This window comes from Streptomyces sp. ISL-96 (assembly GCF_018614035.1).
Classification (GTDB): Bacteria; Actinomycetota; Actinomycetes; order Streptomycetales; family Streptomycetaceae; genus Streptomyces.
The window spans coordinates 1-12852 of record NZ_JAGGPA010000071.1; the positions used below are offsets into that span (position 1 = coordinate 1).

12 protein-coding genes are annotated in these 12852 nt (G+C 69.3%); 4 read left to right on the top strand and 8 right to left on the bottom strand.

Translation table 11 applies throughout. The annotated features are described in order from the left end of the window. Window positions 1-412: 412 nt before the first annotated feature. The 4 genes from J7E96_RS32750 to J7E96_RS32765 all read right to left on the bottom strand — a co-directional run bounded on the left by J7E96_RS32750 (window position 413) and on the right by J7E96_RS32765 (window position 4431). On the bottom strand, window positions 413-2113 hold the full coding sequence (locus J7E96_RS32750; protein ID WP_215136825.1) for a methylmalonyl-CoA mutase: 1701 nt from the start codon (window positions 2111-2113) through the stop codon (window positions 413-415). A gap of 97 nt (window positions 2114-2210) precedes the next feature. Further along, window positions 2211-2537: a DUF3817 domain-containing protein gene (locus J7E96_RS32755; RefSeq protein ID WP_215136826.1), complete on the bottom strand. Its 327-nt coding sequence runs from the start codon at window positions 2535-2537 to the stop codon at window positions 2211-2213. A gap of 93 nt (window positions 2538-2630) precedes the next feature. Then, the gene (locus J7E96_RS32760; protein ID WP_215136827.1) at window positions 2631-3140 is read right to left on the bottom strand and encodes a MarR family winged helix-turn-helix transcriptional regulator; all 510 of its coding nucleotides are present in this window, start codon (window positions 3138-3140) and stop codon (window positions 2631-2633) included. A gap of 10 nt (window positions 3141-3150) precedes the next feature. Beyond that, window positions 3151-4431, bottom strand: coding sequence for an MFS transporter (locus J7E96_RS32765; protein ID WP_215136828.1), 1281 nt, complete (start codon window positions 4429-4431; stop codon window positions 3151-3153). An 87-nt stretch (window positions 4432-4518) separates the two neighbouring features. Here J7E96_RS32765 and J7E96_RS32770 point away from each other — a divergent pair, with 87 nt between their 5' ends. After that, window positions 4519-5505: a DUF5937 family protein gene (locus J7E96_RS32770; RefSeq protein ID WP_215136829.1), complete on the top strand. Its 987-nt coding sequence runs from the start codon at window positions 4519-4521 to the stop codon at window positions 5503-5505. 302 nt (window positions 5506-5807) lie between these two features. Further along, the gene (locus J7E96_RS32775; RefSeq protein ID WP_215136831.1) at window positions 5808-6839 is read left to right on the top strand and encodes a glycoside hydrolase family 6 protein; all 1032 of its coding nucleotides are present in this window, start codon (window positions 5808-5810) and stop codon (window positions 6837-6839) included. A gap of 10 nt (window positions 6840-6849) precedes the next feature. On the opposite strand, the gene J7E96_RS32780 is transcribed toward J7E96_RS32775, so the two are convergent. The 4 genes from J7E96_RS32780 to J7E96_RS32795 all read right to left on the bottom strand — a co-directional run bounded on the left by J7E96_RS32780 (window position 6850) and on the right by J7E96_RS32795 (window position 11418). After that, the gene (locus J7E96_RS32780; RefSeq protein ID WP_215136833.1) at window positions 6850-8808 is read right to left on the bottom strand and encodes a galactose oxidase-like domain-containing protein; all 1959 of its coding nucleotides are present in this window, start codon (window positions 8806-8808) and stop codon (window positions 6850-6852) included. 3 nt (window positions 8809-8811) lie between these two features. After that, entirely contained in the window at window positions 8812-10635 is a 1824-nt protein-coding gene (locus J7E96_RS32785; RefSeq protein WP_215136835.1) for a glycosyltransferase family 2 protein, read from the bottom strand. Between the two features lie 145 nt (window positions 10636-10780). Next, window positions 10781-11074 (bottom strand): MTH1187 family thiamine-binding protein, encoded by a 294-nt coding sequence (locus tag J7E96_RS32790; RefSeq protein WP_214899393.1) that lies wholly within the window; start codon window positions 11072-11074, stop codon window positions 10781-10783. After that, the gene (locus tag J7E96_RS32795) at window positions 11071-11418 is read right to left on the bottom strand and encodes a DUF3817 domain-containing protein (RefSeq protein WP_215136837.1); all 348 of its coding nucleotides are present in this window, start codon (window positions 11416-11418) and stop codon (window positions 11071-11073) included. Before J7E96_RS32795 ends, J7E96_RS32790 begins: the two co-directional genes overlap by 4 nt. 130 nt (window positions 11419-11548) lie before the next feature. On the opposite strand from J7E96_RS32795, the gene J7E96_RS32800 reads away from it, so the two are divergent. Together J7E96_RS32800 and J7E96_RS32805 are read left to right on the top strand one after the other, a co-directional pair. Beyond that, the gene (locus tag J7E96_RS32800; protein WP_215136839.1) at window positions 11549-12187 is read left to right on the top strand and encodes an AIM24 family protein; all 639 of its coding nucleotides are present in this window, start codon (window positions 11549-11551) and stop codon (window positions 12185-12187) included. Continuing rightward, window positions 12187-12837, top strand: coding sequence for an AIM24 family protein (locus J7E96_RS32805; protein WP_215136840.1), 651 nt, complete (start codon window positions 12187-12189; stop codon window positions 12835-12837). The genes J7E96_RS32800 and J7E96_RS32805 overlap by 1 nt, the downstream gene beginning before the upstream one ends. The last annotated feature ends 15 nt before the right edge of the window (window positions 12838-12852 follow it).

The window sequence follows — 12852 nt, forward strand, 5'->3', positions numbered from 1 at the left end:
CACCCGATCGTGAAGATCAACTGGTCACGACCGATCGCCGCTCAGTCCGGTCCGCAACGGCGATCGCAATGCCGGTCCGATCCGGTCGGGTTCGGACGCCGAAGAGCCGCTGCGGCGAACCTTTTCAGCGACCCGCGAAGTCCGGGCCTAGAGCTCATGCGCCCCACCCACACACCCTCGGGCGGCGACGGTGAACGGCCAATCGCCGGACCTCCCCGTGGGCTCCCCCCGGGGGCCGCCCCCCAGAAGCATTGCGGCGGAGGGGCGACGGTCAAGGGTGAAGCGCAGCGCAATCGCCGCAGGCGACGCGACGCAGGAGCGCCCTTTACCGGCGGGCCTCCGACGCCACACTTACGAGTGGCGGCCCCCATCGCAGAAGCAATCACCGCCCCGGGGCCGCCCAAAGCCCCCCTCAGAACCCCGGCGGCTCCGTGTAGACGCCCCACTCGTCCCGCAGTACGCCGCAGATCTCGCCCAGCGTCGCTTCCGCCCGTACCGCCGTCAGCATCGGCTCTATCATGTTCGAGCCGTCGCGCGCCGCCGCCAGCATCGCGTCCAGCGATGCCCGTACCTTCGCGTCGTCCCGCGCAGCCTTACGTTCCACCAAGGTGCGCACCTGCACGCGCTCCACCTCGTGGCTCACCCGCAGGATCTCCAGGTCACCCGTCACCGACCCGTGGTGGCAGTTCACGCCCACCACCCGCTTGTCGCCCTTTTCCACCGACCGCTGGTACTGGAACGCCGACTCGGCGATCTCGCCCGTGAACCAGCCGTCCTCGATGCCGCGCAGGATCCCCGACGTCATCGGACCGATCGGATGGCGGCCATCCGCGTGCGCGCGCGTACCCCGCTCCTTGATCTGGTCGAAGATCTTCTCCGCGTCCGCCTCAATGCGGTCCGTCAGCTGCTCGACGTACCAGGAGCCGCCCAGCGGGTCCGCCACATTCGCGACGCCCGTCTCCTCCATCAGCACCTGCTGCGTCCGCAGCGCGATCTCCGCCGCCTGCTCGCTCGGCAGTGCCAGCGTCTCGTCCAGCGCGTTCGTGTGGAGGGAGTTCGTGCCGCCCAGCACCGCCGCCAGCGCCTCGACCGCCGTACGGACGACATTGTTGTACGGCTGCTGCGCGGTCAGCGAGACGCCCGCCGTCTGCGTGTGGAACCGCAGCCACTGTGCCTTGTCCGTCTGAGCGCCGTACACATCCCGCATCCACCGCGCCCAGATCCTCCTCGCCGCGCGGAACTTCGCGATCTCCTCGAAGAAGTCCACGTGCGCGTCGAAGAAGAACGAAAGACCCGGTGCGAAGTGGTCCACGTCCATGCCCCGCGACAGGCCCAGTTCGACGTAACCGAAGCCGTCCGCCAGCGTGTACGCCAGCTCCTGCGCGGCCGTCGCTCCCGCCTCGCGGATGTGGTAACCGGAGACCGACAGCGGCTTGTACGCGGGAATCGAGCGCGCGCAGTGCTCCATCAGGTCGCCGATCAGGCGCAGATGCGGCTCCGGCTGGAAGAGCCACTCCTTCTGCGCGATGTACTCCTTGAAGATGTCCGTCTGAAGCGTGCCGTTCAGCAAGGCGGGGTCCACGCCCTGGCGCTCGGCCGCCACGATGTACATGCAGAAGACGGGGACGGCCGGGCCGCTGATCGTCATGGATGTGGTGACGTCGCCCAGGGGGATGTCCTTGAACAGGACCTCCATGTCGGCCGCGGAGTCGATGGCGACACCGCAGTGTCCGACCTCGCCGAGCGCCTTCGGCTCGTCGGAGTCCCGGCCCATCAGCGTCGGCATGTCGAAGGCGACCGACAGCCCGCCGCCGCCGTTCGCCAGGATCATCTTGTAGCGCTCGTTCGTCTGCTCGGCGTTGCCGAAGCCGGCGAACTGGCGGATGGTCCAGGTCCGGCCGCGGTAGCCGGTCGGGTGCAGGCCACGAGTGAAGGGGTACTCCCCGGGCCACCCGATCCGCTCGAAGCCCTCGTACGTGTCACCGGGGCGCGGGCCGTACACGGGGTCGACCGGGTCTCCGGAGAGCGTGGTGAAGTCCGCGTCGCGCTTGCGGGCCTTGTCGTAACGGGCCTGCCAGCGGCGGCGGCCTTCCTCAATCGCTTCAGCGTCCATACCTTCGAATTTACTAGGACGTCCTAGTAAATGTCGATGGCTGACCGCCACAAGCCACGCTTGTGGCGGTCGGAACGCCATCACAACGGGTGAGTCGTTACGCCTTCGCCGTCGCCGGGCGCGCGTCCGTGATCAGCAGACGGGACTCGCGGGTGATCTTCGGCTCGACAAAGAACGAGGCCAGAGGGATGCAGCCGGCCGCCAGCACCCACAGCAGCTTGCCGAACGACCACTTCGCCTTGGTGCCGAGATCGAAGGCGAAGACGACGTAGATGATGAACAGCACACCGTGGATCTGCGAGATCAGCATGGTGTCGCCGACGTGGAACACGTACTTCGCGATGATCGCGACGGTGAACACCAGCAGCCACACGGCGGTGATGTACGCCATCACCCGGTATCGGGACAGCACATTCGACTTCATGGCGTCGAGCGTAGCGGGGCCAGACGGGCGATCTTCGCGCGGGTTGCCGCTTCTCACCCGTTTCGTCGCCTGCTTCTCGTCGAAGCCGTGCGCCTACTTCTCCTCGAAGTCGTGCGCCGCCACCCGCAACGGCCGCAGCATCGCGAAGATCTCCGCGCACTCCTCGTCGTCGTACACGCTCAGCCCGAAGTCCATCGCCATCAGGTCGCGCGTCGCCGCCTCCACCACCTCGCGGCCCTTCTCGGTGATCGACGCGAGCGTGCCGCGGCCGTCGTTCGGGTTCGGGCGCTTGTCGACGAGGCCGGACTTCACCAGCCGGTCGACGGTGTTCGTGACGGACGTCGGGTGGACCATCAGCCGCTTGCCGATCTTGGACATCGGCAGCTCGCCCTGCTTGGAGAAGGTGAGCAGCACCAGCGCCTCGTACCGCGCGAAAGTCAGCCCGTACGGCTTGACGACGGCGTCGACCTCGGCCAGCAGGATTTGGTGCGCGCGCATGATCGAGGTGATCGCGGCCATCGAGGGGACGGGCCCCCAGCGCTGCTGCCAGAGTTCGTCGGCTCTGGCGATGGGATCGAACGGGAGGCTTAGCGGCTTCGGCACGTCATCGACCCTACCGGCCGGTCATATCGCGAACATCCCCGTCTCGCGCTTCGGTCGCCTTCGACCCGCCGCTGCCGCCCTCGCGGACTTCGGTACGCCGGATCTCCGCCAGCAGCACCAGCACAGAAGCCGTCCCCACGACCCCGAAGCAGGCCACGACCTGGTGTACGGGAAAGAACTCCGCCGCCGCGCCCGCCGCCGCCATCCCCACCCCCTGAACCGTCATCATGCCCGCCGTCATCACGGTCATGGCGCGCCCGCGCAGTACCTCCGGCACGGCTTTGACGAACCACTGGTCCAGGCCGAGCGTGTACGCCGATGCCAGCCCCGTCAGGACCAGCGCGAGCAACGCGAGCGGCACCCCGGGGCGTACGGCATACAGCGCCAGCGGCAGCAGGCACACCGCCGCCACCGGTACGACGATCCGCTCCCGAGTGCGGGGGCCGAGGGCCGAGCCGGCCCAGATCTCCCCCGCGATGTGCCCCACCGGCATCGCGCACATCAGCAGCCCCACTGCCGCGGTGCCGACGCCGATCTGGTCGGCGTACGGCGCGGCCAGCGCTTCCGGCGCCACGACGAACATCGGCGGCACCCAGAACATCAGCATCAGCGCACGGATGCGGCGGTGCGCGAACACCGCGCGGGCGCCGGCGAGCGAGTCGCCCAGCAGGGTGGCGCCGCCGCCCCGGTTGCCGCGGGCAGGGCGGCGCCTGGTCCCGAGCCGCAGCACCACAGCCGAGCCGAGGAAGGTCACGACGGTGATCCCGATGGCCGCCCGCGCGGGCATCAGCGCGAGCAGCACCCCGCCCGCACCGAACCCGACGAGCAGCGCGCTCTGCGACACGATGCGCAGGAGTGAGCGCCCGAGGACGAACAGGTCGCCGTCGCCGAGGATGTCGGCGAGGGTCGCGATCCGGGTGCCGTTGAACACGGGCGAGACGGCGGCGACCGCGCAGCGCAGGGCGAGCAGCGCGGCGACAGGGGTGGCGGGCAGCACCATCAGGGCGGCGCAGCCGGCGCAGATCAGGTCGCATACGACGAGTACGCGCCGGGCGGGGTAGCGGTCGGCGACCCCGGCGAGGAGCGTGCCGCCGAGGAGGTAGGGGAGGAAGCCGACCGCGAACGCGAGCGCGCTCATGAGCGGAGACCCGGTGAAATCGTACACGAGGACGGTGAGCGAGATCTCGCAGACGACGACGCCGAGGAGGGAGGCGAGGTGCGCGGCGAAGACGGCGCGGAACTCCCGGACCCGGAAGACGGCGCCGTAGCCCGACGGCGGCATGGGTGGCATGGGGGCAGCCTGGCCGGGGCCCGGCGGCGTCCATAGACTTTCGGCTGCCGCCGAATGTTGTGTCCGGCGGGACCGTACGGGAGAGGCATGGCGTACCGACTGCACTTCGGTGAAGCCGATCTGCTCCGCTGCCGGTTCGCCGTCTCGCCGCTCTGGGAGACGCAGGAGGCGGTACGGACGCTCGCGCGGCCCGAGCGGCACGGCTACCAACTGCCCTGGCTGCGCCGCATCCGCCAGGCCACCGCCGGTCTCGACCTCACGCCGCTGTGGCTGCTGATGCCGCAGCGCGGGCACACCCCGGACTGTCTCGGGCCGCCGCCGATCGGGCCGTCGGCCACCTTCGAGGAGGAGATCGCGGCCGTACGGGCGGCCGATCCGGTGGCCGCGCGGGCCGACATCGCGCAGTCGCTGGCGTGTACGCCGGGAGCGTCGGACAGCCCGGCCGGGCGGGCGATGCTCGCGGACCCGGCGCGCGCGGTGCGGGAGATGGCCGCGCTGCTGGAGCGGGCGTGGCGCGCCCTGGTCGAACCGGACTGGCCTCGGCTGCGCGCGCTGCTGGAGGCGGATGTGGCGTTCCATTCGCGGCGGCTGGCGGAGGTCGGCCTGGAGGGGCTGCTGGGGGAGCTGAACCCGCGGCTCGCATGGTCCGGCGACGGCCGTACGCTCACGATCGACCGGCCCGGCGAGCACGAGCGGACGCTCGGCGGCCAGGGGCTGGTGCTGATGCCGAGCGTGTTCTGCTGGCCGGAGGTGGTGAGCGGCTTCGACCCGCCGTGGCAGCCGACCGTCGCGTATCCGGCGCGCGGGATCGGCGGGCTGTGGACGCGGGCGGCGGAGCGTACGCCGGAGTCGCTGGCGCGGTTGCTGGGGCGGGGGCGGGCGGATGTGCTGTGCGGGCTGGACGAACCCGCGTCGACGTCTGCGCTGGCGCACGGATTGGGGCTGGCGCCGTCGACGGTGTCGGAGCATTTGTCGGTGCTGCGGGGGTCGGGGCTGGTGGTGTCGCGAAGGTACGGCCACCAGGTGCTGTACGAGCGGACGCCGCTGGGTATCGCGCTGTCGACGGCGCTGTAGGCCTAGACCCTGCTCCTCAAGCGCCGGACGGGCTGGAGGGGTGCGGGAGCATATCCAGCCCGTCCGGCGATTGAGGACACGCCCGCAGGGCGTCACAGGGGTCTGGGGGCTTGCCCCCAGTTTCGGGAAGGGGCGGGTAGGGGAACAGCGCCGCAGGCAACCCGCACCCGCCACACCACCCGCACCCCACCGCACCCCACCGCCACCGCACCACCCGGTGTCGCAGCCCAAGGCGATATGCGCACTATGCAACGATTGCCCGGTCCACCTAGTCGACCAGTCGAACCGTCCAAGGGGGCTGGATGTCCGGCCGCAGACCGACCCGCTCGCTCACCGCCGCAGCCATCGCCATCCTGGCGCTCATCACCGCCGGCTGCTCCAGCGGTTCCGGATCGGAGGCCGAGCCTCGGCCCGAGGGATCCGCCGGCGCGCAGAACCAGGGCCAGACTCGCGACACCTCCCCCTACTGGGTAGACCCGGAAAGCGACGCCGCCCGCCAGGTCAAGGCGTGGGACGCCCAGGGCCGCACCGCCGACGCCGACATCCTGCGGCGCATCTCCGAGCGCCCGGTCGCCGACTGGCCCGCCGGGGACGACCCGGCGCCCGGCATCAGGAACGCCGTACGCGGCGCCGCCAAGGACGGCAGCACCCTCGTACTCGTCGCGTACAACATCCCGCACCGCGACTGCGGCCAGCACTCCGCCGGCGGCGCAGCCGACGCCGACACCTACCGCCGCTGGATCGGCTCGTTCGCCGACAGCATCGGCTCCGCCCCGGCGATCGTGATCCTCGAACCCGACGCCGTACCCCACATCGTCGACGGCTGCACCCCACCCGAAGAGCACGACGAGCGCACCGAACTCCTCTCCGAAGCCGTCGACCGGCTCAAACAGCAGCCGAAGACCAAGGTGTACGTAGACGCCGGCAACCCCGCCTGGATCGACGACCCCGGCAAGCTCGTCGAGCCCCTCAAACGGTCCGGCGTGGACCGGGCCGACGGCATCTCGCTCAACGTCTCCAACTTCCAGACGGACGACGCCGTCAAGGCGTTCGGCGCCAAGCTCTCCACCCTCCTCGGCGGCACCCACTTCGTGATCGACAGCAGCCGCAACGGCAACGGCCCCCTCTCCGGCGGCCGCACCGACGCCTGGTGCAACCCCACCGGCCGCGCCCTCGGTACGCCGCCCAGCGACCGCACCGGCGACCCGCTGCTCGACGCGTACCTGTGGATCAAGCGGCCGGGCGACTCGGACGGCGAGTGCCGCGGCGGCCCGGCGGCCGGCACCTGGTGGCCGGATTACGCCCTCGGCCTCGCCCGCCGCGCCAAGGCGTAAGTCAGCAAGCTCACCGCACGTGGATCCACTTCGCCTCCGACGGCGTCCCCTCGCCGTCCGTGACGAAGAGCATGTACCAGCCGGGCGGCACCAGCGACTTGTCGCCCGGCACCTCCACCGTCACCTCGCCCTTGCCCTTCTTCAGTCCGAGCTCGATCGAGCGCTGCTCCACATCCGTCGTATGCGTGACCGCGCTCGGCCGCATCAGCCTGGCCCGCGCGATCCGCTCCGGATGCGCGGTCTTGTACGTCGCCCTCCCCGACGCGGCCAGTTCGCGCGGCCCCGCCCCCAGCGCCGGACGCATCGACTTGTCCCGGAAGAGGTACGGCGGCGTATAGATCTCCATCCGCTGCTCGAACTTGCCCAGCTTGGTGTTGTCCTTGTCGCCGAACAGCGAATCCGATCCGAAGGTCACCACCCGGCCGTCCGGCAGCAGCAGCGCCTCGGAGTGGTAGTTGCGGCCCACCGTCGGCTCGGCCGCCTCCTTGAAGGCGTTCGTCTTCGGGTCGTAGAACTGCGCCTTGAGGATGTTGCTGGCGCCGCGCCCCCGGTAGTCGGTCGAGCCGCCGCTCGTGAAGATGGTGTCGTCCGGCATGATCACGCTGTTCAAGTACCGCGTGCCCTGCGGGAGTTGCGGACCGCGCTCGAACACCGGGCTGTCGCCCTCGTCCAGGTCGATGATCGCCGTACGCCCCGTCGCCTTGTCGGACTCACCGACGCCTCCACCCCCCAGGATCATCACCCGCTGGTCCTGCGCGGGCGGCAGCACCAGTGAGGCGGCGGTCTCCGTCTGGTCGAGGTCCGTAAGCCCCCCGACCTTCTTGAAGGTGTTCTTCTTCAGGTCCCAGATGCCGGGCTCGCGGCCCTTGCCGGCCGGCCCGTAGCCGGCGTTCGCCCCGGAGTAGAAGAGTTTGCCGCCCTTGGTGAGGAAGAGCGCCGGGTACGTCGGGAAGTACCGGAAGGGTGCCTTCGACCACTTCTTCGTCTTCGGGTCGTAGTACTCGTTGTCGCCCGCGAGGATCGCGCCGACGTCGTCGAGCCCGGAGACTGCGAGCACCTTGCCGTCCTGGAGGGTGACCAGCGTCGGGTACCAGCGGGCCTCCTTCATCGGGTCGACGGGTATGTACCTCTCCGCCTTCGGGTCGAACTCGTAGGCCGCCCTGATCCCCTGGAAGTCCTGCTTGTCCATGGTTATCGCTTCGGCGAGACCGTACGCGTTGTCGGCGTCCTCCCCCTTCAGCCCTTCTATCTCGTACTGCGCGGACTGCTTCGTGACCGCCTTCGGCCCGTCCTCCACCGCCTCGACGAAGACCCGCGCCTCTGCCGCCTTGACCGTGGTCTTCCAGGGCAGCATGCGCCCGCTCTTGGCGTACGAGATCTTGAATTCGCGCTTGGCCTTCGGCACGGTCACGTCGAACTTCGACACGTACACAACCCCGGACGGCGAGCGGAAGCGGGTGCCCTTCTTGAAGGTGATGGGCTTGTCCGGGTTCTCGTTCTTGACGCGCATCCCGCCGCCGGCCCGCATGACCTTGTCGCCCAGCACCTCGTAGCGCGCGGTGCCGCCCGCCACCAGCAGCCGCCCGTCGGGCAGTTGGGCGTGCCCGGCGCAGAAGAAGTCCTCGGGGGTGGGGACCAGTTTGAAGGAGTTGTCCTTCGGGTCCCACAGCACGGTCTCGAAGGTGCCCTCGTCGAACTTCTTCTCCTCGTTTCCCGAGCCCGCGATGATGAGCACTTTCCCGCTGTTGAGCAGGGCCGCGTGAATCGCGTTCGTACGGTATTCCTCCGGAATGTCGACGGTCGACCAGGACCCGTACTGCGCCTTGTAGCCGGGCTGGGCGATCTTGTACGCGTGGTACTTCTCCTCGGCGAAGGTCAGCGCCGCCGGTGCGTTGAGCCCCGCGAGCACGACGACAGCTCCGCCGCCCAGCAGCGTCTTCTTGAACTTCTTCGTCGGCCGGTAGGCCATGGGTCAGTTCCCTCCGGTCGTCGTGGCGAACGCGGGCTCCGGCTCCTCACCCGGCACCGTGCTGCCGGCGCCCGCCGCCTTGGCGGGCCTGACGGCCCTGGCCGCGGCGCGCCGCTCCCGCGCCGAGGTCCAGCACCACACCGCGACCGGCGAGAGCGCGATGACCAGTGCCAGTACGGACCAGGTGCGCATCGCCGCATGGGTGTGACCGAGGTGGAACGACGCGACCAGGGAGACGATCAGCACAGCCGCCCAGAACAGGTGGATGCGGAACGTCAGCAACCGGTCGGGGCTCGCATCGCCGCCCTTGGGCGTGACCACGAATCTGCCCCGCGTACGCAGCACCGCCGAGCCCAGCGACTTGGCGTAGATCGGCGCGCAGAGCGCGGACATCGCCATGCCGGCGAGGCCGCCGGAGCCTGCCGGCTCGTGGGGCGAGACATTGTGCCGCCTGTTCCACAGGTACAGCCCGATCTGGAGGGCCGCCGCGTCGCTGTAGAGCATCAGCCACACCGACGACGACACCTGGGTGCCGGAAGCCCCGAACCACAGGAACAGGACGCAGCTGAGGATGCCGAGCAGCCAGTTGACGGCGGTCATCGGGTAGTAGACGAGCATCAGCGTGTACGTGAGGAACCGGCCCGGCGGCACCCGCAGCGGCGCCTTCCAGAACTGCTTGAACAGCGTCTCGTACGTCCCGCGCGACCACCGCAGCTGCTGGGTGAAGAAGTCGGTCCAGGAGGCCGGTCCCTCTCCGACGGCCAGCACGTCCGGGGTGTAGACGGACCGCCAGAACCGCCCGGTCTCGCGGTTCTTCCTGCGGTGCAGCTCGAAGCCGGTGGCCATGTCCTCGGTGATGGAGTCGTACAGGCCGCCGACCTGCTTGAGGGCCCTGACGCGTACGACGTTGTTGGTGCCGACGAACATGGGCGCGCCGTAGCGGTTGCCGGCGCGCTGGATCAGGGCGTGGAAGAGGAACTGCTGCGACTCCGCGGCCTTGGTGACGCACTTCTCGTAGTTGCCGTACACCTGCGGCCCGACGACGAAGGCGATGTCCGGGTCGCGGAAGTAACCGAGCATCCGCTCAAGGAAGTTGGTCAGCGGCACGTGGTCGGTGTCGACGGAGGCGAAGAAGTCGTAGGCGTCGCCGTGCATGGCCAGCCAGGCGTTGTAGTTGCCGTGCTTGGTCTTCGCCCGGTGCGGGCCCTTCTTGGTGTTCCACTCCGGTACACCGCTGCGGCTGAAGTGCCGTACGCCCAGCTCCGCGCAGAGCGCCCGGGCCTGCTCGTCGTTGCCCTCGTCGAGGAGCCAGATGTCGAGCGGCCCGTCGTGGCGGAGTGCGACCGCGCCTTCGAGCGTGGCCCGCACCATGGACAGGGCTTCCTTGCCCGGTACGTACGTCGTGAGGAACGCGACCCGGGTCCCCGGCTCGGGCGTCACCGGCACCGGGTCCCTGGCGACCATCGTGGCGTGTGCGATCGACACCACGTTGACCAGCATGAAGAACATGATCAGGCCGATCGAGACCAGCATCACCATGTCGAGATGGACCAGCCACCGGTCGCCGCCCTCGCGTTCGGTCCAGTGTGTGGGCCAGACGAGGTAGACCAGCAGGAGCGCCGAGAGCAGCGGAGCCAGCGTCATCAGCAGGACGGCGCGTATTCGGTGCGGTTCCTGCGCCATCAGGCTCCGGTACTGAACCCGGTACGGGCGGGTGCCGGGGTCGGTCATCGGCCCGGCGAGCCGGCTGTGGGTGTCGTAGTCGTAGTCGTAGCCGTCCGGCCGCACTGTGCCTCCCGCAGTCGAGGGCGTTCGATACCCCCACATAAGAGGACATTTGGCGGCGTGTCGAACCGGGTCGTCCGAGCGGGCGGTTTTTGGCGTCCGGCCGTTTGAACGACGAAGCCCCCGACCGCGCGGTGGCGGTCGGGGGCTGTCGGCACATCAGGTCAAGACCGAACCGGGCGCCGGATCAGGCACCGAGGTGGCGCTCCACCGTCTCGACCTTGGAGGTCAGGCCGTCGGTGACACCGGGCCGGATGTCGGCCTTCAGGACCAGCGATACGCGCGGGGCGCGCGCCTCGACGGCGGCGACGGCGCGCTTGACGACGTCCATCACCTCGTCCCACTCACCCTCGATCGAGGTGAACATGGCGTCGGTACGGTTGGGCAGCCCGGACTCGCGCACCACGCGCACCGCGTCGGCGACGTACTCCCCGACATCCTCACCGACGCCCAGCGGACTGACGGAGAAGGCGACGATCATGCGCCGACCACGCCCTCCTTGCGGGCGCGGGCGGCAATGACGCCCGCCTCCTCGTCACGCTTGAGGAGCTTCTCGCCGTACAGGCCGCCGAACGGCAGCACCGCGAGGACGACGAAAAGAGCGACGCGGGTGACCGGCCACTTCGCCCGGTACCACACGTCCGCGAGCAGCACGAGGTACAGGATGAACAGCACGGCGTGCAGGATCCCGAGCGGCATCACCAGGTCGATGTCCGAGATTCGACTGAGCAGCGACCCGAAGATCAGGAGCGCGGGGAACGAGAGCGCCTCGGGCAAGGAGATGAGGCGGAGCCGGTGGAGAGCGCTGGCGGTCTTGATGTCCACGGAGGGGCAACCTTCGTCGTCGCGGAAACAGTCGTCGATCTTGTGAATGGAAGCACAAGCTCACGCCCATTGTGGCAGCCCGCTCTGCGACCCCTTTGTCAGGGTCGGGGTCCCAGGTACCGTCACCCACGTGGCTCAGTTCCGACTCCAAGGCAGCAAGGTGCTCGCCGTCGACATGACCGGCGACGCCGTCAAAGCGAAAAACGGCTCGATGGTCGCGTACGACGGCCAGATGGCCTTCAAGAAGATGTCCGGCGGCGGTGAGGGCATGCGCGGCATGGTGACCCGCCGCCTGACCGGTGAGCAGCTGACCGTGATGGAGGTGAAGGGCCACGGCACGTGCTATTTCGCCGACCGGGCGAGCGAGATCAACCTCGTATCGCTCCACGGCGACAAGCTGTACGTCGAATCCAGCAATCTCCTGTGTACGGACGCGGGCCTGCGCACCGGCACCTCCTTCACCGGGCTGCGCGGCGGCGCGACCGGCAACGGCCTGTTCACCACGACCGTGGAAGGCACCGGCCAGGCGGCGATCATGTCCGACGGCCCGGCGGTCGTCCTGCGCGTCTCGGCCCAGTACCCGCTCCAGGTCGACCCCGGCGCGTACATCGCGCACCAGGGCAACCTCCAGCAGCACTTCCAGTCAGGCGTGAACTTTCGCACGCTGATCGGCGAGGGCTCGGGCGAGGCGTTCCAGATCCGTTTCGAGGGCGAGGGTCTCGTCTACGTGCAGCCGAGCGAGCGCAACACCGTCGGGGGCGACGTCTGATGCCGTTCCGCGAGATCAATTCGAGGATGGTCGAGGCGCGGGTCGCGCCCGGCCAGAAGATGTTCAGCCAGCGCGGCGCGATGCTCGCGTACCAGGGCGACGTCTCCTTCACCCCCAACATCCAGGGCGGCCAGGGCGGCGTGATGTCCATGATCGGCCGCCGGGTCGCGAACGAGTCGACCCCGCTCATGACGGTCGAGGGCTCAGGCACGGTGATGTTCGGCCACGGCGGCCACCACATCCAGGTGATCAACCTGACCGGCGACACCCTCTGCGTGGAGGCGGACCGCCTGCTGGCCTTCGACGGCACCCTCACCCAGGGCACGATGTTCATGGGCTCGCAGGGCGGCGTCATGGGCATGGTGCGCGGCCAGGTGACCGGCCAGGGCCTGTTCACCACCACGCTCAAGGGCCACGGCGCGGTGGCGGTCATGGCGCACGGCGGAGTGATCGAGATCCCCATCACACCCCAGCGGCCGATTCACGTCGACCCGCAGGCGTACGTCGCGCACCACGGCGACGTACGCAACAAGCTCTCCACCGCGCTCGGCTGGCGAGACATGGTGGGACGCGGTTCGGGCGAGGCGTTCCAGCTGGAGCTGTCCGGCAGCGGCGCGGTGTACGTACAGGCCTCGGAGGAAAAGCTTTGAATCCTCCCCTTCCTG